We start from the raw sequence: 22,504 nt of genomic DNA on the forward strand, positions 1-22,504 counted from the left end.
CTGTAGCAAAATATTTTTTGTATCCCTTGATTATTATCGTATCTTTTTATGAATGATAAATATCAATAAAAGAACAATAGCAAAACCATAATATGCAAACTCCATTGCACTATTATGACCCGATAATAATTGCGCAGAAAATTTAATCCAAGCATTTGTAGGCATTTCTTTTAATCCAGGCTGGCTTATTCTAGATGTAAATTCCAAATTAAAAACCAAGTCATAATAAAAAAGCCCAACATAGTAAATAAAAATCAAAATTATGGTTAGAAACCATTTAATAAATATTTTATGGCTCATAACTGCTTCCTAATACTCCTCTAGTTTCACCGCCATCAATACTAGTCGCAACTCCTGCCATGCTTGCAAAGAACGTCACAAGTTCAAATATTTGCTGCTTAGCGCCCTTATCTAAAGATGTTAGATTTTCATAATTAGGATGCTGTTTTTTAAATTCATCCGTAACTTCTATGACATCTAGTTTCTCAAAATTATACCTTTTTCCCTCTAAAAAATTTTGAAATGAGACAGGAACAGTAAAGGAATCTTCTCTTTCTATTGGAAATTGGGTGCGGGCTGGAGTGTAATTACCTTTGAATATTTCTGAGCCTGATTGCTTTAATCCTTTCACCGTATGGGTGGTACAATTGTTTCCTGAAACATCATAAACATCAATTGTTTTTCCATTTCTACGTGTTAAATCACCAGCTTCTGATGAAAGTAATGGTATTACACCTGAAATCCAAAGGTTATTAAAGTAAGTCTTTGTCTTATGTATATCTGCATCAGAAATTTTAAATACTCTAGCATTGACTATATAAAGCTCATTTCTTATATATTCACGAGCATCATCGCCTGTCATATAAAGAAGAATTCCATCTCCTGTCAATGTTGCAGGTCCTGTTCGCCCATATCTACCATATGAATAAAGTGATATATTGTTATTTTCGTGAATTGTTATAAATGAATGTCCCGAGCCCGCTGTTTCTGTCCAAGCAAAAACGCCATAAAATAATAGATTATCTGAGATTGTACATTCATTTATTAATGGTATCGCACTAGATTGTGATGAGCCCTGTTGCGCAAATGCCTGTTCAGGTTGCTGGATGGGTGCGGATGCTACTCTCGAGCTAGGTTCATCCTCTGTCATGTAACAATCATTAATGGAATGTATAAATCGCGCATTACAGGGACAAGAGCTAAAACTCTCTAATGTTCCCGCATGCTTTCGATCTTCTAACCAGAAGCTATTCATGCCCCCTAAAATATAATAGAGACCAGAATGTTTGCCGCAGGTGACTCTATCACCTTCTCGAGCGCCTGCCGCGCCATACCACTGCATCGTATTATCACCCGTTAAAATCTGGCCGCCACAGGTTGTTTTATCACCGACCCGTAAAAAATACCCAATTGCCATTTAATCACCTTTACCATATTTATTCAATTTTAGGCGGCATAATAATTCAACCTATGTCAAATAAAAATAGCTGAATAGATTACTATTTCCTCTAAGAATTTGTAAAAATAAGCTGATTTTTAGGCTTTATCTGTTATCAAGTGACAAGTGGATAAAATATGATGAGGAAATCGCCCATTTACCCAGTTTTGGTCTTTATACTTGGAGTTGAACTATGACGGTTTCCATTCGTATTGCAAGTGGCTTACTTTTGACATCACTTCTTGCCGCTAACCATGCGCTTGCACAAGCAGAAAGTAATTTAAATCAAAGTGTTAAATTAAACCATGCGACAATATTTCTGCGTGGGGCTGAGTTGGATAACAATGTGACGCTGTCACTTAAACAAGGCCAAAACGACATCGTATTAACCAATATTGCAGCAAATATTGACCCGCGCACATTGTCAGTTAGCCTGAAAAATGATGATGTTATTATCCGCTCAATCAATGTTCAAAAAGTCTCGATATCCCCTGTTTATTCCCCTGAAATAATTGCCCTTCAAGAACAACAGAAACAGAATAACCAGCAAATTGAAAACTTGAATATTGCAATTAAAGTGGGTGAAGAACAATTATCTTTATTGAAAGATCAGCGTTTTTTTGGTGAAAGTAACAGCCAAACTATTGAGCAATCATCGCAGAAATTGAGTTTTATCCGCCAACAGATGACGCAAATACTGCAAGAACAGCAGCAAAACCAAACCTCAATTGATGGACTTGAAGAAAAAAATGCCTTACTACAAGCGCAGATTGATGAAAACCTTCCTGCCGTTGTCGGTCAGCAAACCCAAGTCGTTATGGTCATTGATGCTAAAAATGAGACCACAGCACAGATGCAGCTTTCTTACCTTACCCCTGACGCTGCATGGTCCCCAAGTTATGATTTTCGTAGTCAAGATGTTGAATCCCCTATCGTTCTGACCTACAAAGCCAATGTTGTACAAAATACAGGGATTGATTGGCAAGATGTTAATTTAACCTTGTCCTCCGTTAATCCGTCTAAAAATATCACACCGTTTAACTTACAGCCTTGGCGGTTATCAGTTTACGATGATAGTGTGCAATATGAATCCCAAGCCTTAATGCGACAGGCTCCGGCTCCTATTGCAATGGCAGAAACCAGTATGAGTGCAAGAAAAAAGCGTGATAGCTCAGGCATAGCCGATTTTGTCACTGCTTCAAACAATGGCATTAATTTAAACTACGATATTTCATTACCTTATAGCCTAAAAAGCAGTACAAAACCCAACTCGTTAACCATCAAGCAAGCGGATGTGACAGGGAAGTACCAATACACAACGACACCAAAATTGGCTGAAGACGTCTTCTTACAAGCTGATATCGATAATTGGCAGGCGCTGAATTTACTCAATGGTAATGCCAACATTTATTATGGAAATACCTATATTGGTAATTTCCAAGTTGATACCAATCAACTGAGCGATACCCTATTCATTCCTTTTGGCATCGATAAAAATATTCAGATTTCTCGTGAAAGTAATGAAAAAATGAAGAAAAAACCAAGTTTTATTGGTTCGACTATTGAGCAGAAAGAAGGTTATTTAATTAAAGCCAAAAACATGCATGCGAAGCCAATTAATCTGACCATTATTGACCAATTACCGGTTAGCCAAGACAGTGAAATTAAGGTATCTGAAATAGATAATAAACAGGCGATAGTAAATAAAACAACAGGAGAATTAACTTGGAAAGTTGCTATAGAGCCCAACCAACAGATTGAAATTCCGTTTAATTATACGTTGAGCTACCCAAAAGATAAGCATATTTTAGGCCTTGAATAGTAACTTTTGTAGTTCCCTTTCGAAGGCGTTAGAATAAATTTACGCAATACAACAATAACAACTCAGAGGTTTCCATGATTATATTAGTGACAGGTGCATCATCCGGATTTGGTGAGTCTATCGCGCGTAAATTTATTCAGCAAGGTCATACCGTTATTGGCACTGGGCGCAGAACAGCGCGCTTAGTTGCTCTACAACAAGAATTAGGCGATAACTTTCACCCACTGACATTAGACGTTCAAGATAGAAAAGCAATTCAAGCCACTGTTGCTAATTTACCCTCTTCTTTAAAAAATATTGATGTTCTCGTCAATAATGCAGGGCTGGCATTGGGCTTGGAACCTGCTTTTGATGCAAATCCTGATGATTGGGAAGTCATGATTGATACTAACACCAAAGGATTGGTCAATATGACTTATGAAGTACTGCAAGGTATGGTGGCAAAAGATCATGGTCATATCATTAACATTGGCTCGACTGCGGCAAATTGGCCCTATAAAGGTGGAAATGTATACGGCGCCACTAAAGCGTTTGTTAAACAATTTTCATTAGGTTTACGCGCTGATTTACAAGGTAAAAAAATCAGAGTCACTGATATTGAACCTGGTTTAGTTGGCGGAACAGAATTCTCTAATGTGCGTTTTAAAGGTGATGACGATAAAGCTTCAAATACCTATAAAGGTGCAGAAGCCCTAACCCCTGAAGATATCGCAGAAACCGTCTTTTGGGTGGCAACACTTCCAGCCCATATGAACGTTAATACGCTTGAGTTAATGCCAGTTTGCCAAACATTCGCTGGTTTAACCATTCATAAACAACTTTAATTTTCGTACTATTCTCTACAGACGAAACAGTTTATTTTTGGCTATACTCAGTCTATAGACCCTGTTTAGTAAGGAATTTACATGAGCACACAGAATATTTTGAAGAAAGGCATCGCAGCAGTTTGTGTTTGTCTGCCATTACTTTGGGCTACAGCTGCACCAGCGGCTCAGGGGAATACCACAACCTCATGTACCGCGGGCAGTACTTGTGTTTCTGTTGGCAAAGGTGATGACACCTTAAACAAAGAGCAAGCCCGACAAGAGAAAGAGCAATGGGATAATACCCGCATGCTGCGTAATAAGGTCAACACACGTACTGAAAAAGAGTTCGATAAGATTGATGCGGCATTTGATGCAAAAGACAAATGTGAAAAAAGCTTAAATCTTAATGCTTATTGGGAGCCGAGTACAAAGCGTTGTTTAGATGTAGGTACTGGACGCCCAATTAACCCATAAGTTTTGATTTGTACTTTGTGGGATCATTTAATCAAGGAGGAAAGATGCAAAAGAAATTATTAATTCCATTATTCTTAGTGATGTTAGTACCGGCTTTTGCTCAAGCGTCATGTGAAAGCGTGATAGAGGAAATTAAACAGAAAATTATCAATAATGGCGTACCTGCCGATAATTTCAGTTTAGTTGCAGTTCCTAATGATGAAGTTGACCCTGCTAAAGGGCAAGTTGTCGGTCACTGCCAAAATGATTCATACAAAATTATTTATACTCGTCACTAGAGTTGAATAAACAACAAAATAAAGGGCGACTTCATAGTCGCCCTTTTTACTTGTCTTGTTATTCAATCGATTATGCAGGTACTGTGATAAATTCCTGTAATTTTTCGATATGTAAATAATGCCCTAAATCGCGCTCTTCTGGTCGTAATAAATACGGAATTTCACCAATCAATGGTGCCTTGATATGGTGCTGTAAACGGTCAATAATTTGCGCGTAATGTGCAAGACCAGGATTAATTCGGTTAGCCATCCAACCAATTAATGGTAACCCATCCGCCCTAATTGCATCCGCAGTTAACAGAGCATGATTGACACAACCATGTTGAATTCCGACAACTAAGATGACACCAACTGATTGCCCTTTTAGCCAGTCTGCATAAAATGTATTATCATCAAGCAAATAACGCCAACCGCCATTTCCTTCGATGACCACCATATCACACTGATTATGCAAGTGTTCTAAACCTTGTTTTATCTTACTAAAATCTATGCTGTTCTCATGACTGTAGTTATCCGTAATACGAACAGGATTAACTTCATCATAAGAAACAAGGTCTTTAGACACGCTATGGATCAGCAAAGCATCTTTATTCCTGACTCCTTCAGGGGTATCAATGCATTGATCGGCAATAGGTTTGTATCCTACTGCTTTAATTCCTTGCCCATTGAGTGCTTGCAAGATTGCAAGCGTCGATACTGTCTTCCCGACATCTGTATCTGTCCCGGTAATAAATAGATTGATCATGGTCTTTTTCTATCCTGAAGTGACAGACTCGCACAGCAATAAGCTGCAAAAATGATATGGATTCAGTTTATGGGAATGGGAAAGTGATAAGTTTGCGTTAGCTCAATTTTGTGGTCGATAGTCAAAAGTTTATCGAATTGTTTTAACCTTGTAGCAATTGTAGCAATAGTGAACCATCATACAAAGCACGCTGAATTAATGTAGATTCACTCTCTACTATGGAAAAATTAGATTTTTCTATCAATAAATTAGCACTATACAGAGGAGATGCATTTTGTTGTATGTACTGATGTAACTGTTCAAATAATACCGTTGATGCAACATTTAAAGGTGAATTAATAAGGATTAATTCTGTACCAAGCAAATTCATCATAAGTGCCAATGGCTTTGCGAGTTGTTTTGCGACATCTTCCATTAGATAAACACAAAGGTCATCGCCCAATATTGCGCCAGCGCAAATTTTATCAATTGAAATTTCACTTTGTTGTAAAACGGTATTCGCGTAGTTATCGAGTAAAATATTAGCTTTTTGTTCGATAGCCGAAATAGAAACTTCCCTTTCTAAGCAGCCTTTGCCACCACAATAACACGTAACTTGGTAGGACTCATCAGATTGACTGTGCCCAAAAAGAAGAGGCTTTCGCGTGTTCGCATCTAAGGTTGACCCTTGGTTGAGGACAGTTACATTTACAACATCATGGAGTTGCAGGTAAATAATATTTTTTACCTGCCGCTTGGCGGAGAACGCGAAATGATCCATTAGCGCTAATGCATCTACTGTTGGGTGCAAGTAAACGGGTAACCCTGTTTGCTTCGTGAGGTGTTCAGAAATTGGCAGTGCTCTGATATCAAACCCCGCTAATTGGTGGATGGTGCCTTGGTACGGGTCTAAAATCCCTTCAGCTAAAATACTGATGGCGGTAAGTCGTTCAATTAAAGGTTGATGATCGGCAAAAAACTGGCTGATGAGCTCAAGTAACGCATGAATAAAAGCATCGTTACCCTTTACATCAAAAGGGTATTGGTTTTGAGCTAACGTCGTGCCGTTGATTTCCTTCAATGAAACAGTGATTTTACGTGGCTCAATAACCATTGAAAGAAATTGCCACCCTTCACTCTCAATCACCAGCCCCACAGCAGGACGCCCGCGTAACCCCAATACTGGGAATTCTAACTCTTTAATTAAATGAGCATCCATGAGCTCACGCGTGATTTTTGTAATGCTGGCAGGGGCGAGAGAGGCTTGCTTAGATAAGGCAATACGAGAGATAGGACCATGCTGATCAATAATTCGATACACGATACCCGTGTTTAATTGTTTAATTTGGTCAATATGGCCTGTTTGATTCAGCATGGTTATTGTTAAATCCTTTATAAAGCAATCAGTTATTATGCCTTATTATGTATATTAATGATTTCATATACATATTAATTGTGATGTTAGTCACGATTATTTACCCACAATATTGGAAATCAAAAGATGGGTGAGTTTTTTGGCCACCGCTGGCAACGTTCTACGGGTATTATAAACCAACCACACTTCAGATGATGCCTCAATATTAGTGAGTTTTACATACCTGACACCATCAACTTTCATGCGAGTGAATGACTCTGTAATAATCGAGATCCCCATTCCTGCGGAAACGAGGCCAAGTATTGTCATTGCTTCACCCGCCTCTTGGGAAATTTTTGGCACAATACCCGCAGAAGTCAATAAACGGTTAATTTCATCATAAAGAGCTGTACCAACTTCTCGTTCAAAAAAGATTAATGGGTAGTTTGCAAGCTGTTGAATATCAATGCCTTGCTTCTCATATTCGAGTAACGGATGCCCCTCATAAACAGCGACCATAAATGACTCTTTAAAGAGTAATTGGTAGTCAAGTTGCTCGGGCAAAATGGTATTTCGCATGATCCCCATATCAATTCGCCCCGTGATCAACGGCGCAATTTGCTGTTTCGTATTCATTTGGTGCATGTGTATTGATACTTCCGGGTAGGCTTCACGATATTGACGTAAACTCATCGTGACTTTATGCATAAATGGCGTAGTTGAAGTGAAACCAATTGAAAGTTCACCTAATTCACCTTTCTCCATTCGTGCTGCTTTTGTTGCCGCAGCGTCTACTTGAGAAAGTATCTGATAAGCTTCCTTTAAAAACATGTTACCTGCGGGGGTTAGCGCAACATTTCGATTATTTCGCTCTAATAATTTTGCATGTATATGTTCTTCAAGTGCTTGTATTTGCTGGCTTAAAGGTGGTTGGGAGATATGTAGGCGTTCTGCTGCTCGGCCAAAATGAAGCTCTTCCGCAACTGCAATAAAATAACGTAAATGTCTAAGTTCAATGTTCATTGGCTATTGATACTTTTAAAGTATTATTCGACATAATTAATATATTAGACAAAAAACATAGGAATTTCTATTCTTTGATCGAAATCAAACGAGTTGGTATGACAAGGAATACATATGGAACACTCATCTAATAGCCTAACTACTGAGCAACCTACTGAAAGGGAAAGAACCGACTCGGCAGTACATGTATCACCTAAAAAACATTATATTCAAAGAGATGATGCATTATATTTACGCGTCACACTTTCTTTTTTTACTGTAGGCTTTGCAACGTTTGCCTTGCTCTATTTTGTGCAGCCTATTTTGCCGTTGTTATCCGCTGATTTTAATGTTTCCCCTGCAACAGCCAGCCTGGCACTCTCATTAAGTACAGGTTTAATGGCTTTAGGCTTATTAATCACAGGGCCAATATCTGATGCGATTGGACGTAAAAACGTGATGGTAATCGCCTTAACCTGTGCGGCGTTATTTACATTATTAAGTTCAGTGATGCAAAGCTGGCAAGGCATTTTGATTGCTAGAGCCTTAGTTGGCTTGTCGTTAAGTGGTGTTGCGGCCGTTGCGATGACCTATTTAAGTGAAGAAATTCACCCAAGTTATGTGGCTCTTTCTATGGGGCTTTATATCAGCGGCAACTCAATTGGTGGGATGAGTGGTCGCTTAATGACTGGGGTGGTTGCTGATTATTTTTCATGGCGTGTGGCTGTAGTGATTTTAGGTACTTTAGCGTTGATCGCAGCGATCGGTTTTTGGCGCTTATTACCCCCTTCACAGCACTTTCGTGCCAGTTCGTTAAAACCGAAAAACTTATGGGTTAATCTACATCTTCATTTTAGAGACAAGGGTTTACCTTGGTTATTTGTTGAAGGCTTCGTTCTGATGGGTGGCTTCGTCACAATGTACAACTATATTGGCTACCGTTTGCTAGAAGCCCCTTATAATTTTTCGCAATCTACCGTTGGATTTTTATCTATTATCTACTTAACAGGGACATACAGTGCAACGAAAACAGGTAGCCTAACCCAAAAATACGGTTTGGGTAATATTTTGATTGCCGCTATTGGCATGATGTTATTAGGTATTTTAGTGACACTGCATTCGAATGTGTGGGTTGTTTTATTGGGTATGACCTTACTAACAACCGGATTTTTCGCTGCACATTCTGTTGCAAGTAGCTGGGTTGGACGCAGAGCTAAACGAGCTCGCGGGCAGGCATCATCACTGTACTTATTCAGTTACTATGCAGGCTCAAGCATTGCAGGGACCGTTGGTGGCTTATTTTGGGCTTATTATGGTTGGAATGGTGTTGCTTTATTCATTGCAGGGATATTATTGGTTGGCGTTATTATTGCATACCGTCTAAAATCAGGCTGTTACGATCATTAGCTTAGACGCTGATAAAGGTTAAAATTTTCCTCACCTCGTTATTACTGGATGATATTACTTCTTTTAATAACGAGGAGTCCGTATGAAACAGATGTTGCTTGTCCCTATTCTATTCAGTTGTAGTTTCCTTGCTTGGTCTCATGGATATGTCGAATTTCCCGAAAGTCGTGCGTATTATTGTCAAAAAGGCGAAAATACCAATTGCGGCCCAGTGCAATATGAACCTCAATCTCTTGAAGGCCCTAAAGGTTTTCCTCAGGCAGGCCCAGCTGATGGTAAATTAGCAAGTGCGGGAATTGCTCGTTTTAGCCAACTTGACGAACAATCTGTAAATCGTTGGAAACGTTCAAAATTAGAGTATATCTCTATTGATTTTAGATGGAAAATAACAGCAAAACATAAGACAACAAAATGGGAATATTTTATTACTAAAAAAGATTGGAACCCAAACGCCCCCTTAACGCGTAACCAGTTTGAATCAACCCCTTTTTGTAAGGTTGACCAAGTAGGACCTGTGAATGATCAGGAAAATCATAGCTGTCGTTTACCAGTGCTAAATCATGGGCCGCAAACTGTTTTAGCTGTTTGGACAATAGCAGACACACCAAATGCGTTCTATCAAGTAATTGATTTAAATATAGTTCTCACGCCTGTTAGTTAGAAATCATGTTAGAATAAGGGGAATAGCACCCCCTTCCTTTTTTAGCCTCTTTTGTTTGTTTTAACTGGATGCGGATGTTATTCTAATTTAAACACATAGAATGTTGTAACTAATATGAATAAAAAACAGATATTACTAGAGTCATTTAACTTATTAGAGCTACAAATTAAACAACTTTCACACTTACTATCAGAACAAACCCACTATATTGCCCATGTTTTTACATTACCCGATACCGCTAAAGGTGACGAAAACAATGAGATAAGTGAAATTATTGTCGATAAGATTTCAGGAAAAGAAGCCATTGATAAAGTCATTACCCTACTCAATCTGTTATTTATTCACCATAAATCCGATGAGCTGAGTAATAAAACAGCAATTCGTTTACCGGGTGTTGTATGTATCCAAACAGATAATCAAGGCTACCAACAGTTTCATCAGTTAGTTACCGAAATAAATCAATTAAAGAGCACCATTAAAAATATTGTTACCCAGGTTGATGAAACTCAGCGATTTGATTTTATTCGTGAAAGTTTGCACGGCCTACTCACCCTCAATACTTATCGCACACTGACTGATTTAGTTGATATAGACACCTTGGGCTTTGGCTGGGCTAATAAAAAAGTGATCAATAAAATCACCAAAGAGGCTTTACTCGATAAATTACAATATAGTTTAGAGAGTGGCCGTTGCCCCGCGCATCTACCGAGAGAACATTGGCAGTTGCAGTTAAAAACAGAAATACAATTGATTGAGTCCCTTCCCCATGATGCCATTTTAAAAACACAGCGCCCGGTAAAAGTGCAGCCAATTGCGCGCGTTTGGGATAAAGCACAGCAAAAACAAACGCAATTTGCCTGTGCAACACCATTATTTGTTTTTGCCGTGGAGAAAACATTGGCAGAAATTAAGATTGGGGAGCTACCAGACTACCACGTGGACAATATTGCTTTACGTAATCGCCCTCGAGCGAAACCGGTTGAGTTATTGATCCCGCGATTAAACCTTTATATTGAGCGATAAAAAACACCCGCTGACTAATGCCACCGGGTGTTATAAATTAAATCTTAACGTTTAGTTTAAGATTTCATACTACCAACCATGTCCTCTGGACGAACCCAGTCATTAAACTGCTCTTCAGTTAAGTAGTTCAGTTTTAATGCAGACTCTTTCAGAGTTAGGCCTTCTTTATGTGCTTTTTTCGCAATTTCAGCGGCTTTATCATAACCAATGTGTGTATTTAGCGCGGTCACTAGCATTAATGATTCATGCAGTAATTTTTCAATGCGCTCACGGTTAGGCTCGATACCTACAGCACAGTGTTCGTTGAAACTGCGCATACCATCTGCTAATAAACGAACAGATTGCAGGAAGTTATCGATTAACATTGGGCGGAAAACGTTTAACTCAAAGTTACCAGAAGCGCCACCGATATTCACTGCTACATCGTTACCCATGACTTGAGCACACAGCATAGTTAATGCTTCACATTGTGTCGGGTTAACTTTACCTGGCATGATAGAACTACCCGGTTCGTTTTCTGGAATTGAAATTTCACCTATACCACAACGAGGACCAGAAGCTAACCATCTTACATCATTAGCGATTTTCATTAATGATGCAGCTAGACCTTTTAACGCACCGTGTGCATGAACTAAGCTATCACACGTTGCAAGCGCTTCGAATTTATTCGGTGCAGTAATAAATGGTTGCCCAGTTAATTCAGCGATTTTTTTCGCGACACGAACAGCATATTCCGGATGAGTATTCAACCCCGTACCGACCGCTGTACCGCCTAAAGCTAATTCACAGACATGAGGAACTGAATTTTCAATGTGCTTTTCACTGTGTGCTAACATCGCAGCCCAGCCAGAAATTTCTTGGCCTAAAGTCAGCGGTGTTGCATCTTGTAAGTGGGTACGGCCAATTTTAACAATGTCTTTAAATTCTTTAGCTTTTGCATCTAAGGTTTTATGCAAAATTTTCAGTTCTGGGAGCAGATGTTCACGAATCGCTACAACAGCAGCGACGTGCATCGCAGTTGGGAAGACATCATTTGAGCTTTGGCTTTTGTTAACATCATCGTTTGGGTGAATAAGACGGTCATTACCTCTTTGACCACCTAAAATTTCACTTCCACGATTTGCTAACACTTCATTCATGTTCATGTTACTTTGTGTACCAGAACCCGTTTGCCAAATAGCCAGAGGGAATTCTGTTGGGTGTTTGCCCGCTAATACTTCGTCAGCGGCAGCAATGATTGCATCGCCACGCTCTTTAGCCAGTAAACCCAAATCCATGTTAACACTTGCAGCGGCTTTTTTAGTAATCGCAAGCGCGTGGATAAGTGCAACAGGCATTTTTTCTACAGATATACGGAAATGTTCTAAAGAACGCTGCGTTTGCGCGCCCCACAATTGGTCAGCAGGTACTTCGATGGGTCCCATTGAGTCTTTTTCAATGCGAGTGGCTGCCATTACTATCTCCTTAGGTACATACACAGAATAATTGATTTTAGAATCATCTGCTTGCAGGTAAGCAAATAACCGAGCAGTATAATGCCACAAATTGAATTTCATTTATGAGACTTGGTCGAGCTTATTGTGTCCCGATGTTAAGGAAATGAGTTGATTTTTACAAAAAAGAGAATTTTGCTATGCTTAAAATGATAAACAAAGTCCAAAATTATGATTGGGGCAGTAAAACAGCCCTAACCCAACTCTATGGCGTACCAAATCCAGACCATTTACCAATGGCTGAGCTTTGGATGGGCGCACATCCCAAAGCAAGTTCAGACGTCGTTGATAGCCAAAACGGTCAAACAACGCCCTTAAATACGCTAATTGAAAGCAATCCAGAAGCCTATTTGGGCAAAAAGGTTGCTCAAGCCTATCACCGATTACCGTTCCTATTTAAAGTGCTTTGCGCTGCTCAACCTTTGTCAGTGCAAGTTCATCCCAATAAGGCGTATGCCGAAGTGGGATTTGCTAAAGAGAATGCAGCGGGTATTCCATTGGACTCCCCCATCCGTAATTACAAAGATGACAATCATAAGCCTGAGTTAATTTATGCGTTAACACCATTTAAAGCTATGAATGCGTTTCGACCACTAGGTGAAATTGCGGCTTTACTTGATTTTGTTTCTGCTGCTCATCCTGATATTCAGTTATTTGTACAGTCACCAACTGAAGAAAAACTTGCGCGATTATTTGCACAAATTCTTAATCTGGCCGGAGAACAAAAAGAGTTAGCACTAGGTGTATTAAAAGCAGCGTTAAATAGCCGCCAAGGAGAGCCTTGGGATTCAATAAAGCAGATGGTCAGTCTATATCCAGAAGATAATGGCTTATTCACCCCTCTTCTTTTAAATGTTATTGAACTCCAACCTGGCGAAGCTATGTTTTTGTACGCAAGAACACCACACGCCTATTTAGAAGGTGTTGGTTTAGAGGTAATGGCTAATTCGGATAATGTGTTACGTGCAGGTCTCACAAATAAACATATCGATATCCCTGAATTAATTGCCAATATCGATTTTAAGCCTACAGCTGCTCATAATTTGTTAAATACGCCCGAAAAATCTGGAAATATCTGGAAATATCATATTCCAGTAGAAGATTTTTCATTTAATATATATTCTATTAACCACTCGGGAGTTACCCTAACTAATGATACAGCCTCAATTTTATTCTGTATTGAAGGCGAGTTAGTTTTAAACTCAGGTGACAAAGAAATTAGCATTGATTCTGGTGAGTCTGTTTTTCTACCTGCGTATGAGGAAAGTGTTACCATTAAAGGTAATGGTAAACTAGCCCGAGTATTTAATCTTTAGTGTCATATTCTGTATTAACCGCCTTATGCAGCATTAAGGCGGTTATATAAAACTTATACAAATTTATAAGTGCGTTAAAAACGTGCTGAAAGGATGGATGTTTATAATGAAAAAGTCATTAGTCGCGGTTGGTGTTATCGTTGCTCTGGGCGCAGTGTGGACCGGTGCATCATGGTATACAGGTTCTAAAGTTAAAGATGAACTTGATCGAGTCATCCTGAAAACCAACGATTTTTTTGCTGTAAATGTACCTGAATCAGGTGTGAACTTTAAATTAGAAAACTACAAAAAAGGTGTTTTCTCTTCACAAGCAGATATCGTAATTACCTCTGCGGATTCAGCGACACCTGATGAGTCAATCGTATTTAAAGCGAACATCGACCATGGTCCATTCCCTATTTCACAGGTTGCTAAGTTTAATTTAATGCCTAAATTAGCTGCGACCCAAGTTGAATTAGCGAACAACGCGACAACTAAAGAATTATTTGAAGCAACCAAGGGTAAACCATTTATTCATGGTAATGCCGTTATTGGTTACAGCAAAAGCATTGACACTAACTTAGAGTTAATTCCTGTTGAATACACTAAAGATGATGCAACCGTTTCTTTCAGTGGCTCTAAGTTTGATGTTTCAACAACAGCGGATCTTGCTGCGGTTGATGCATCTTTAATTACTGATAGCTTAGTCATTGGTAAGAAAGATAAAACTGAAACCATGACATTAAAAGGCTTAAAACTCGTCTCTAATGTGACGAAATCTCAGTACGGTTTCTACACAGGTAAGCAAGAGTTTGTGATTGCTGACACTGACTTTAACATCCCTGATACCAAATTCTCATTTAAAGATTTCAAAATCTCAAGTGATACCTCTATTACTGGGGAAGATGTTAAAGGAAACATTTCTTACAGTATCGCAGACTTAAAAGCATTAGAGCAAAACTTAGGCTCAGGTGCATTAACGGTTGCGATTGAAAAATTAGATGCAAAAGCATTAGGTAAATTTGTTGAGCAATACAACGAAGCATTAGCGCAAGGCTTAGCAAGTGGCGATCCGACGGAAGCTACTGAGCGTTTAGCTATGGAAATGATGTCTACGACATTGCCTGAGCTGATGAAAAGCAAGCCTGTTTTCTCTGTTAGCCCGTTCTACTGGAAAAATGATGCTGGCCAAAGTTCTGTTGACTTAAACATCACATTTAACAAATGGAACCAAGACGAAATCACTGCGTTAGCTATGTCTAACAAAGTTGATGAAGCAATCAAACAACTGATTTCTTCTTTTGATTTCAACCTGAAACTGAACAAACCTATGTTGATTGAATCCATGACTCAAACCATGATCATCGACCAAGGTGTGCCAGTTGATGCTGATACGAAAAAAGAAATGAAAGGCATGGTCACGTCTGAGTTTGAAGGCGTACAGCAAATGTTAACGTCTGACATGTTCTCTTCCCCATTTGAAGAAATGTTCATGACTGACGAAGAACGCGCTGAAAAAGCAAAACAGAAAAAATCACCTTGGATGATTGATAGCGAAAATGATTTAACTATGACTATCAAGTTTGCAGGTAATGACCTGACATTCAACAACGATAAATACACCTTAGCTGAATTCTTGACTAAGATGAAAGTAATGTCTAACCCAGATGATGCTTTAGAGTATGAAGCTGAGCCAGCACCTGAGGCTGAACCAGCTCCAGAAATGGAAGCTCCAGAATTAGCACCTGCTCCGCAAGAAGCGCCAGCTAATTAATTTCTAATATCTGAAAAGATTAAAAGCGCCAGTCAATTTGATTGGCGTTTTTTTTATCCCATGTAATTAACGTGATACTTATCACATTTTCAATGTAATAAATAAACACGTTTCACATTTTTCGTGATTTAAAATTGCTTTTGCCGTTATTACCGCCAAAATAAGGAAAGAAAATAGAAAAAGGATCATTCCGTGATAAAAACAAATCTCCCTTTAACCGACTTACATCGCCACCTTGATGGTAATATCCGTCCAGAAACCATCCTTTCCTTAGCGAAAGAACACAATATTCAGTTACCTGCCACTGAACTTGAAGCACTTCGGCCTCACGTGCAAATTATAGGTCAAGAAGCTGACTTAGTTGGTTTCTTAACAAAATTAGATTGGGGTGTGGCTGTTCTTGCTGATTTAGATGCGTGTCGTCGCGTTGCGTTTGAAAACGTAGAAGACGCCTTCAATGCAGGTATCGATTACGCAGAATTACGTTTTTCACCTTATTACATGGCCATGAAGCACCAGTTGCCAGTTGAAGGTGTAGTGGAAGCGATTATTGATGGTGTGCAAGCGGGTTGTCGCCAGTATGATATTAAAATTAATCTCATTGGTATCTTGAGCCGTACATTTGGGCAAAAGGCCTGTACTACTGAGTTGCAAGGCTTACTTGCACATCGTAATCAGTTATGTGCTTTAGATCTTGCAGGCGATGAGTTAGGTTTCCCTGGTGCACTATTTGAAGAACATTTTATCAAAGCTCGTGATACGGGGTTAAATATTACGGTGCATGCAGGTGAAGCAGCGGGTGCTGCCAGTATCTGGCATGCAATCAAAGAATTAGGTGCACAACGTATTGGTCATGGAGTAAAAGCCATTGAAGACCCTGCTCTAATTGAATATTTAGTACAGCACCAAATTGGTATGGAAAGCTGTTTAACGTCGAATATCCAAACGAGTACCGTGCCTTCATTAGCACAGCACCCTCTCAAAACCTTTTTACAACACGGTGTTTTAGCATCGATTAATACTGATGACCCTGCCGTACAAGGTATTGAGCTGCGCCATGAATATGAAGTTGCAGCGCCGCTAGCTGGTTTAACAGCAGCCCAGATTGAACAAGCTCAACGCAACGGATTAACAATGGCGTTTTTATCTGATAGCGAAAAAGCAGCTTTAACACAAAAAGCCGCTAACCGTTAATCAATAAATAATAATGATTTGGGCATCGAATGATGCCTTTTCTTTGAGTTATTCCTTCAATACCATTCACACTTTGCTCCACTTCACCCTATTAAGCCATTAAATATCTATTTCGATGCTAAAGTAAGTTATTGAATAAAACATATAGCATGTTGTAACTAAACTCATCAAAAAGATAAAAAGAATAAATATAGGTAAACAGCTTAAATAAACGTCTTATTCAAGCTGTTTTTTACAACATTTACTTTGTTAAACGTTTTGCATAACGCTGGGCTAATACCGCGCTCACCATTAATTGGACTTGGTGGAATATCATCAACGGCAGCAAAATTACCCCTACCGTTGCCGCTGGGAATAGTACATTAGCCATCGGAACACCATTTGCCAAACTCTTTTTCGACCCACAGAAAACAATCGTAATCTCATCTTCTTTGCTAAAGCCAAATAAACGCGCCGCTAACGTATTCACCACTATGACAATAAATAAAATAATGCATGTCACAACAACAATCATCAACAGCGAGTATGCATCAATTTTCTGCCAAATTCCCTCGACTACTGCTTCACTAAATGCCACATAAACGACGAGTAATATCGACGATCGGTCAGTCATATTCACTAACTTACGATGGCGATTAATCCAATTAGCAATTAATGGACGTGATAAATGCCCTACAACGAATGGCAACATTAACTGCATGAGAATAGAGCCAATAGCATTGAGTGTGTCCATTGCTTGGCTACCATCTGCATCCATCAAAAGCCCAACTAAGATAGGTGAAAGGAAAACACCTAAAATACTTGATGCGGAAGCACTGCAAATTGCCGCGGCAATATTCCCACCGGCGACGGAAGTGAACGCAATAGCAGATTGAACCGTTGCGGGTAATGCGCACAAGTAAAGGAAGCCCATATAAACCGTCGGTGACATCCATGCAGGCACAATAACGGCTAAACCGAGACCAATAATGGGGAACAAAATAAACGTACTTGCAAATACAAGTAGATGTAAGCGCCAGTGCCCTATCCCTGCCATGATTGATTCACGCGATAATTTAGCACCATGCATAAAGAACAATAATGCTATCGCCGCAGTAGTGAGGTATTGGAAGCCTGTTTTAATATCACCTTCACAAGGAAATAGGCTTGCCACAATCACAACACAAATCATGATCAGTAAAAAAGGGTCAATTCTCAGTTTTGCCAGTAAGTTCATTTGCTTGTCCATAACAAAAGCCAGCATTTTAGTTGGCCTTAAAATCGGTTTTAGCCTTAAAAGATAGCCGTAATAATTCATTTTTCAATGGAAAAAATCTCAGCATCCCAGAATCCATAAAAGTGACAGCGTCACATGCCTTTGGCAGCGTAACAACGTCAATTTAGTAAGTTCGGGATAAAAACGCATTTGCAATATAAAACAGCCATCTTTAATGAAGATCCTCACTAGATCTTTAAAGATCATGAGCTCATCATCATTATGCCGAGTTTTTTTAATCACTGCGGATATTAATAAACATCGAAAAGTAGCATTAGAAGGAATGAGTTGGCAAATAAATCTATGATAGAATTGTGAAATCTATTGCGATTGGCTAAAAATGGATAATTATTTATGAGTTCAGTTTATGACGCTAACCGCCTGACGGGTTGGCTTTTGGTTCCTGCAATCTACTTGCTGCTAACCTTCTTAGCGGTTTGTAGCATGACGGTAATGTATTGCATCAAGCTGTATGAAATCATTACCACAGTCGATGGTTGGACAAGTTTTATTCCTGCCGCGTGGTATTTGTCATTTGCCATCTCGATTGGTATGACAATCTTTAGTGTTCATGTGCTTCAGCTAATGTTTTCTCGTTCAAAGCACTTCCCTCGCCGTTTCACGATTTGGCTGCTTATCTTATTGTTATTAGGCCTGAAAACATTTGCCTTTTCACCGATTGATGACAACACTGCTCTGCAAGTCCTTGCTTGGCCCCTATTAGGTGCAGGCTTCTTTGTCCCTTATTTAAAACGTTCTCAACGAGTTAAAATGACTTTCACACAAGATCGATAAGCATCACAAAAATTGCTTGATATCATAATGGCAGTTTAACTGGCTTCGGCCAGTTTTTGTTCTTTATATTTTCATTTCAGGCAATAGCATGACTGATTATCTATTACTCTTTATTGGTACGGTGCTGGTTAACAACTTCGTCCTTGTTAAATTCCTCGGGTTATGCCCATTTATGGGTGTATCAAAAAAACTTGAACCTGCCATTGGTATGGGGCTTGCAACTGCGTTTGTTATGACGCTGGCTTCCATAAGTTCATGGTTAATTGATACGTTAATTCTTATTCCTCTTGACCTTCTCTATTTGCGCACGCTGAGCTTTATCCTTGCGATTGCTGTTGTGGTGCAATTTACAGAAATGGTTGTGCGAAAAACAAGCCCTACCTTATACCGGTTATTAGGTATTTTCTTACCCTTGATCACAACAAACTGCGCGGTTTTAGGTGTCGCACTGTTAAACATCAATATGTCCCATAGCTTCTTGCAATCTGCGGTGTATGGGTTTGGTGCTTCAGTGGGCTTCTCTCTTGTTATGGTCTTGTTTGCTGCTATCCGTGAGCGACTTGCTGTTGCCAATGTCCCTGCCCCATTCCGTGGTTCTTCCATTGGCCTGATCACTGCAGGGCTGATGTCCCTTGCATTCATGGGCTTTAGTGGTTTGGTGAAATTCTAATGATGTCTGTCTGGATTGCCATCGGTATACTAGCCGTATTTGGCTTAATTTTTGGCCTAATTTTAGGCTATGCCTCATTACGTTTTAAAGTGGAAGCCGACCCGATTGTCGAGCAAGTTGAAGCGATTTTGCCTCAGAGCCAATGTGGCCAATGTAGCTACCCTGGTTGCCGCCCTTACGCTGAAGCGGTGGCGAATAATGGTGAAATGATCAACAAGTGCGCCCCTGGTGGCGAGCAAGTTATGCTAAAAATAGCAGAATTGCTGAATGTCGACCCGCAACCTATTGACGGTGATGAGGCCGCGCAGAACCCTGTTCGTAAAGTTGCCATTATTGATGAAGAAAATTGCATCGGTTGCACAAAATGCATCCAAGCTTGTCCTGTTGATGCCATTGTTGGTGCCACTCGAGCCATGCATACCGTAATTGAAGATTTATGTACCGGGTGCGATTTGTGTGTCGCGCCCTGCCCAACTGACTGTATTGAACTTGTGCCCGTGAAAACAACGACTGCAAACTGGAAGTGGGACTTAAATACCATTCCTGTGAAGAATATTTCGGTTGACCCTATTGAACAACCTGTGATGCCAGCGAGGGAGAACTCCCATGCGTAAATTATTCAACTGGTTGAAAAAAGACAATATCTGGGATTTTGACGGCGGTATTCACCCGCCTGAAATGAAGTTGCAATCCAGCCGTACTCCTATGCGTGTTGCAACAGTACCTAATGAGCTGATTATCCCGTTGCAACAGCATTTAGGCCCGGAAGGCGAGCTTATTGTGCAAGTGGGTGATACCGTACTTAAAGGCCAGCCGTTAACACGTGGCCTTGGCCGCACAGTACCTGTTCACGCGTCAACGTCAGGAACAATTACCGCAATTGAACCCATGGTGACAGCGCACCCTTCTGGCTTAAAAGAATTATGTGTACGCATTGAATCTGATGGCCAAGACGCTTGGTGCCCATTAACACCAGTTCCAGATTACCAACAGTTAACCAAAGCAGAATTACTGCATAAAATTGAGCAAGCTGGGATTGCTGGCTTAGGCGGCGCAGGCTTCCCGACGGCATCTAAATTAGCCGGCGGTAAAGATGCAATTAAAACATTAATTATCAACGCTGCTGAATGCGAACCTTATATCACCGCCGATGATAGGTTAATGCAAGAGCATGCCCAAGAGGTGATTGAAGGCTGCCGCGTCTTACAACACTTATTAAATCCAGACCAAGTATTGATTGGTATTGAAGATAATAAACCAGAAGCTATCCAAGCTCTGAATAAGGCCATTACAAGGCAAGATGACAAAATTTTTGTTCGCGTGATCCCCACTAAATACCCTTCAGGGGGCGCTAAGCAGTTAACAAAAATTTTAACGGGTAAAGAAGTGCCATCTGGCGCTCGTTCATCCCAAATTGGGGTATTGATGCAAAACGTGGGGACAGTTGTCGCCATTAAACGGGCTGTGATTGATGGTCAGCCATTGATTGAGCGTGTTGTGACAGTAACAGGTGAAGCAATTTCCCAACCGGGTAATTTCTGGGCGCGTTTAGGTACGCCAGTGAAACACTTACTGCAACAGTCGGGATTTAACCCTGAACCGGAACAAATGGTGATCATGGGTGGCCCACTGATGGGCTTTACCCTACCCGACCTCAATGTCCCCGTAGTCAAAATTTGTAACTGCCTTTTAGTGCCAACAATGGAAGAAATGGGGCCAACAGCCCTTGAAGAAGCCTGTATCCGTTGTGGATTATGTGTTGATGCCTGCCCTGCGGCTTTATTACCTCAACAACTATACTGGTTCAGCAAAGGTGATGAGCATGAAAAAGCGCAAAAACACAATTTATTTGATTGCATCGAGTGTGGTGCTTGCGCTTATGTTTGCCCAAGCAATATTCCGCTAGTCCAATACTATCGCCAAGAAAAAGCAGAAATTCGCGAGATCGCACAAGAAGAACGCCGTGCGGCAGAAGCAAAATTACGCTTTGAGGCGAAACAACAGCGGATGGAGCGAGATAAACTTGCTCGCGAAGAACGCCATAAAAAAGCAGCCGTTCAAGTTGAAAGCGCAGATAAAGACGCAGTAAATGCGGCATTGGCGCGAGTGAAAGCAAAACAAACAGCCAGCCAAGAACCAATCAAAATTGTTTCAGGCGAATTGCCAGATAACAGCGCAGTTATTGCAGCCCGTGAAGCGCGAAAAGCACAAGCTCGAGCCAAACAAGCTGAAAAACAGGCTAATGAGCAAGTTAATGTTCCTGTTAGTGAACCTGATGTTGACCCACGCCAAGCGGCCGTTGCGGCGGCAATAGCGCGTGCAAAAGCCAAAAAAGCGGCACAGGCGCAAACTGAGCCTGCGGTTGAAGCGCAAGTTGAAACCGACGTCGACCCACGTAAAGCGGCTGTAGCGGCGGCAATTGCCCGTGCGAAAGCCAAAAAAGCGGCACAGGCGCAAACTGAGCCTGTGGTTGAAGCTCCAGTTGAAACCGACGTTGACCCGCGCAAAGCGGCTGTAGCGGCTGCCATTGCCCGTGCGAAAGCCAAAAAAGCAGCGCAGGAGCAAACTGAGTCCGCGGTTGAAGCGCAAGTTGAAACCGACGTTGACCCGCGCAAAGCGGCTGTAGCGGCGGCAATTGCCCGTGCGAAAGCCAAAAAAGCAGCGCAGGCGCAAACTGAGCCTGCGGTTGAAGCGCAAGTCGAAACCGAAGTCGACCCGCGCAAAGCGGCTGTAGCTGCGGCAATTGCCCGTGCGAAAGCAAAAAAAGCGGCACAGGAGCAAACTGAGCCTGCGGTTGAAGCGCAAGTTGAAACCGACGTCGACCCACGTAAAGCGGCTGTAGCGGCGGCAATTGCCCGTGCGAAAGCCAAAAAAGCAGCGCAGGCACAAGCGGCAGTTGATGAATTATCGCCTGCGGCTGACCAACCCATTGAGGAAGAGACCGACCCTCGCAAAATTGCAGTTGCTGCTGCGATTGCCCGCGTCAAAGCGAAACAAGCTGAAAAGCACAATGAACAAACGATAACAGAGTAAGTGATA

21 protein-coding genes are annotated in these 22,504 nt (G+C 40.7%); 14 read left to right on the forward strand and 7 right to left on the reverse strand.

Annotated features, from left to right (window positions below; genetic code table 11):
* Window positions 1-33 precede the first annotated feature (33 nt).
* Window positions 34-300, reverse strand: a complete 267-nt coding sequence (locus AC4IFT_RS19335) for a hypothetical protein (protein ID WP_490752337.1) — start codon at window positions 298-300, stop codon at window positions 34-36.
* Window positions 290-1,417 (reverse strand): PAAR domain-containing protein, encoded by a 1,128-nt coding sequence (locus AC4IFT_RS19340; RefSeq protein WP_490752338.1) that lies wholly within the window; start codon window positions 1,415-1,417, stop codon window positions 290-292. Before AC4IFT_RS19340 ends, AC4IFT_RS19335 begins: the two co-directional genes overlap by 11 nt.
* 214 nt (window positions 1,418-1,631) lie before the next feature.
* Here AC4IFT_RS19340 and AC4IFT_RS19345 point away from each other — a divergent pair, with 214 nt between their 5' ends.
* From AC4IFT_RS19345 to AC4IFT_RS19360, 4 genes are all read left to right on the forward strand, one after another.
* A complete protein-coding gene (locus AC4IFT_RS19345; protein WP_490752340.1) occupies window positions 1,632-3,260 on the forward strand; it encodes a DUF4139 domain-containing protein in 1,629 nt (542 codons plus the stop codon).
* Between the two features lie 74 nt (window positions 3,261-3,334).
* On the forward strand, window positions 3,335-4,084 hold the full coding sequence (ydfG, locus tag AC4IFT_RS19350; protein WP_490736734.1) for a bifunctional NADP-dependent 3-hydroxy acid dehydrogenase/3-hydroxypropionate dehydrogenase YdfG: 750 nt from the start codon (window positions 3,335-3,337) through the stop codon (window positions 4,082-4,084).
* Between the two features lie 81 nt (window positions 4,085-4,165).
* Entirely contained in the window at window positions 4,166-4,540 is a 375-nt protein-coding gene (locus AC4IFT_RS19355; RefSeq protein WP_490736732.1) for a DUF1283 family protein, read from the forward strand.
* A gap of 44 nt (window positions 4,541-4,584) precedes the next feature.
* On the forward strand, window positions 4,585-4,818 hold the full coding sequence (locus tag AC4IFT_RS19360) for a DUF1161 domain-containing protein (RefSeq protein ID WP_490736730.1): 234 nt from the start codon (window positions 4,585-4,587) through the stop codon (window positions 4,816-4,818).
* Between the two features lie 70 nt (window positions 4,819-4,888).
* Here the strand turns inward: AC4IFT_RS19360 and bioD are convergent, their stop codons facing one another.
* From bioD to AC4IFT_RS19375, 3 genes are all read right to left on the reverse strand, one after another.
* Entirely contained in the window at window positions 4,889-5,563 is a 675-nt protein-coding gene (bioD, locus tag AC4IFT_RS19365) for a dethiobiotin synthase (protein WP_353241619.1), read from the reverse strand.
* 142 nt (window positions 5,564-5,705) lie between these two features.
* Window positions 5,706-6,917 (reverse strand): ROK family protein, encoded by a 1,212-nt coding sequence (locus AC4IFT_RS19370; protein WP_490752341.1) that lies wholly within the window; start codon window positions 6,915-6,917, stop codon window positions 5,706-5,708.
* Between the two features lie 96 nt (window positions 6,918-7,013).
* Complete coding sequence (locus AC4IFT_RS19375; RefSeq protein ID WP_490736724.1) at window positions 7,014-7,919, reverse strand: LysR family transcriptional regulator; 906 nt, start codon at window positions 7,917-7,919, stop codon at window positions 7,014-7,016.
* Window positions 7,920-8,033: 114 nt separating this feature from the next.
* Between AC4IFT_RS19375 and AC4IFT_RS19380 the strand changes: the two genes are divergently transcribed.
* The 3 genes from AC4IFT_RS19380 to tus all read left to right on the forward strand — a co-directional run bounded on the left by AC4IFT_RS19380 (window position 8,034) and on the right by tus (window position 10,989).
* On the forward strand, window positions 8,034-9,305 hold the full coding sequence (locus AC4IFT_RS19380) for an MFS transporter (protein WP_490736722.1): 1,272 nt from the start codon (window positions 8,034-8,036) through the stop codon (window positions 9,303-9,305).
* Window positions 9,306-9,387: 82 nt separating this feature from the next.
* A complete protein-coding gene (locus tag AC4IFT_RS19385; RefSeq protein WP_490752343.1) occupies window positions 9,388-9,966 on the forward strand; it encodes a lytic polysaccharide monooxygenase in 579 nt (192 codons plus the stop codon).
* A 114-nt stretch (window positions 9,967-10,080) separates the two neighbouring features.
* Window positions 10,081-10,989: a DNA replication terminus site-binding protein gene (tus, locus tag AC4IFT_RS19390; RefSeq protein ID WP_490752345.1), complete on the forward strand. Its 909-nt coding sequence runs from the start codon at window positions 10,081-10,083 to the stop codon at window positions 10,987-10,989.
* Window positions 10,990-11,045: 56 nt separating this feature from the next.
* Here tus and fumC read toward each other — a convergent pair whose 3' ends face one another.
* Entirely contained in the window at window positions 11,046-12,443 is a 1,398-nt protein-coding gene (gene fumC / locus AC4IFT_RS19395) for a class II fumarate hydratase (RefSeq protein ID WP_490736716.1), read from the reverse strand.
* Between the two features lie 179 nt (window positions 12,444-12,622).
* Here fumC and manA point away from each other — a divergent pair, with 179 nt between their 5' ends.
* The 3 genes from manA to add all read left to right on the forward strand — a co-directional run bounded on the left by manA (window position 12,623) and on the right by add (window position 16,745).
* Window positions 12,623-13,798, forward strand: a complete 1,176-nt coding sequence (gene manA, locus AC4IFT_RS19400; protein ID WP_490752347.1) for a mannose-6-phosphate isomerase — start codon at window positions 12,623-12,625, stop codon at window positions 13,796-13,798.
* Window positions 13,799-13,904: 106 nt separating this feature from the next.
* Window positions 13,905-15,551 (forward strand): YdgA family protein, encoded by a 1,647-nt coding sequence (locus tag AC4IFT_RS19405; RefSeq protein ID WP_490752348.1) that lies wholly within the window; start codon window positions 13,905-13,907, stop codon window positions 15,549-15,551.
* 192 nt (window positions 15,552-15,743) lie between these two features.
* Window positions 15,744-16,745, forward strand: coding sequence for an adenosine deaminase (gene add / locus AC4IFT_RS19410; RefSeq protein WP_490752350.1), 1,002 nt, complete (start codon window positions 15,744-15,746; stop codon window positions 16,743-16,745).
* A gap of 241 nt (window positions 16,746-16,986) precedes the next feature.
* Here the strand turns inward: add and AC4IFT_RS19415 are convergent, their stop codons facing one another.
* A complete protein-coding gene (locus tag AC4IFT_RS19415) occupies window positions 16,987-17,961 on the reverse strand; it encodes a bile acid:sodium symporter family protein (protein WP_490736744.1) in 975 nt (324 codons plus the stop codon).
* A 393-nt stretch (window positions 17,962-18,354) separates the two neighbouring features.
* Between AC4IFT_RS19415 and AC4IFT_RS19420 the strand changes: the two genes are divergently transcribed.
* The 4 genes from AC4IFT_RS19420 (at window position 18,355) to rsxC (ending at window position 22,498) form a co-directional block, all read left to right on the forward strand.
* Window positions 18,355-18,795 (forward strand): DUF2569 domain-containing protein, encoded by a 441-nt coding sequence (locus AC4IFT_RS19420; protein WP_353241608.1) that lies wholly within the window; start codon window positions 18,355-18,357, stop codon window positions 18,793-18,795.
* An 88-nt stretch (window positions 18,796-18,883) separates the two neighbouring features.
* Entirely contained in the window at window positions 18,884-19,465 is a 582-nt protein-coding gene (gene rsxA / locus AC4IFT_RS19425) for an electron transport complex subunit RsxA (RefSeq protein WP_490736706.1), read from the forward strand.
* Complete coding sequence (gene rsxB, locus AC4IFT_RS19430; protein ID WP_273804840.1) at window positions 19,465-20,079, forward strand: electron transport complex subunit RsxB; 615 nt, start codon at window positions 19,465-19,467, stop codon at window positions 20,077-20,079. Before rsxA ends, rsxB begins: the two co-directional genes overlap by 1 nt.
* Window positions 20,072-22,498: an electron transport complex subunit RsxC gene (rsxC, locus tag AC4IFT_RS19435; protein ID WP_490752352.1), complete on the forward strand. Its 2,427-nt coding sequence runs from the start codon at window positions 20,072-20,074 to the stop codon at window positions 22,496-22,498. The genes rsxB and rsxC overlap by 8 nt, the downstream gene beginning before the upstream one ends.
* Window positions 22,499-22,504 lie beyond the last annotated feature (6 nt).

The organism is Providencia sp. UF-183, assembly GCF_058246155.1.

Coding starts and splice junctions, on each gene's coding strand:
- AC4IFT_RS19355 (WP_490736732.1), top strand. CDS start 4,166: ATGAGCACACAGAATATTTTGAAGAAAGGCATCGCAGCAGTTTGTGTT.
- AC4IFT_RS19415 (WP_490736744.1), bottom strand. CDS start 17,961: ATGAACTTACTGGCAAAACTGAGAATTGACCCTTTTTTACTGATCATG.
- rsxA (WP_490736706.1), top strand. CDS start 18,884: ATGACTGATTATCTATTACTCTTTATTGGTACGGTGCTGGTTAACAAC.
- rsxC (WP_490752352.1), top strand. CDS start 20,072: ATGCGTAAATTATTCAACTGGTTGAAAAAAGACAATATCTGGGATTTT.
- AC4IFT_RS19385 (WP_490752343.1), top strand. CDS start 9,388: ATGAAACAGATGTTGCTTGTCCCTATTCTATTCAGTTGTAGTTTCCTT.
- AC4IFT_RS19420 (WP_353241608.1), top strand. CDS start 18,355: ATGAGTTCAGTTTATGACGCTAACCGCCTGACGGGTTGGCTTTTGGTT.
- fumC (WP_490736716.1), bottom strand. CDS start 12,443: ATGGCAGCCACTCGCATTGAAAAAGACTCAATGGGACCCATCGAAGTA.
- tus (WP_490752345.1), top strand. CDS start 10,081: ATGAATAAAAAACAGATATTACTAGAGTCATTTAACTTATTAGAGCTA.
- bioD (WP_353241619.1), bottom strand. CDS start 5,563: ATGATCAATCTATTTATTACCGGGACAGATACAGATGTCGGGAAGACA.
- rsxB (WP_273804840.1), top strand. CDS start 19,465: ATGATGTCTGTCTGGATTGCCATCGGTATACTAGCCGTATTTGGCTTA.
- AC4IFT_RS19335 (WP_490752337.1), bottom strand. CDS start 300: ATGAGCCATAAAATATTTATTAAATGGTTTCTAACCATAATTTTGATT.
- ydfG (WP_490736734.1), top strand. CDS start 3,335: ATGATTATATTAGTGACAGGTGCATCATCCGGATTTGGTGAGTCTATC.
- AC4IFT_RS19345 (WP_490752340.1), top strand. CDS start 1,632: ATGACGGTTTCCATTCGTATTGCAAGTGGCTTACTTTTGACATCACTT.
- AC4IFT_RS19405 (WP_490752348.1), top strand. CDS start 13,905: ATGAAAAAGTCATTAGTCGCGGTTGGTGTTATCGTTGCTCTGGGCGCA.
- AC4IFT_RS19360 (WP_490736730.1), top strand. CDS start 4,585: ATGCAAAAGAAATTATTAATTCCATTATTCTTAGTGATGTTAGTACCG.
- AC4IFT_RS19380 (WP_490736722.1), top strand. CDS start 8,034: ATGGAACACTCATCTAATAGCCTAACTACTGAGCAACCTACTGAAAGG.
- AC4IFT_RS19375 (WP_490736724.1), bottom strand. CDS start 7,919: ATGAACATTGAACTTAGACATTTACGTTATTTTATTGCAGTTGCGGAA.
- AC4IFT_RS19370 (WP_490752341.1), bottom strand. CDS start 6,917: ATGCTGAATCAAACAGGCCATATTGACCAAATTAAACAATTAAACACG.
- manA (WP_490752347.1), top strand. CDS start 12,623: ATGCTTAAAATGATAAACAAAGTCCAAAATTATGATTGGGGCAGTAAA.
- AC4IFT_RS19340 (WP_490752338.1), bottom strand. CDS start 1,417: ATGGCAATTGGGTATTTTTTACGGGTCGGTGATAAAACAACCTGTGGC.